Genomic DNA, 379 nt, shown 5'->3' with positions numbered 1-379 from the left:
TGCAGCTTGCGGGCGACCTTGACGCTGCTCAGCCGAGGGAAGGTACGCAGCAGGTGGACGATATAGTCGCGGTGGGCGTCGAGCTTCTTCTCTCGCTCCCGGCTCGACTGCGCCGCCTCAATGGTGGCCACGTCCTGGCGGAGGTACTTGCGGACGGTGTTGCGCGAGATGCCCAGTTCTTGGCCGATGGCGCGGATCGACAGACCCTGTCCGTCGTCATGCAGTGCTTTGATCTTGTGAATCATTACCCAGTCCTTCACGTCTCCGTCCCGACCCTTGGTGGAGCCGACACGGTAGGTGGATGGTGGCAGCGCTGCCACCTCGGGGGTGGGTCAAAAGCGTTGGCCGGTAGTGGGGCACTTTACTTGGCCATTAACAC

Annotated in this window: 1 protein-coding gene; it reads right to left on the bottom strand. The window is 62.3% G+C overall.

Annotation, left to right across the window (positions count from 1 at the left end; translation table 11 throughout):
* Nucleotides 1-245: helix-turn-helix domain-containing protein (locus tag ECTPHS_RS15310; RefSeq protein ID WP_008933382.1), on the bottom strand; the 245-nt coding region annotated here is incomplete at its 3' end.
* Nucleotides 246-379 lie beyond the last annotated feature (134 nt).

Source organism: Ectothiorhodospira sp. PHS-1, assembly GCF_000225005.1.
Lineage (GTDB): Bacteria > Pseudomonadota > Gammaproteobacteria > Ectothiorhodospirales > Ectothiorhodospiraceae > Ectothiorhodospira.
Note: the sequence above shows the minus strand (reverse complement) of the source record. Positions and strands in the feature narration are given on the sequence as shown.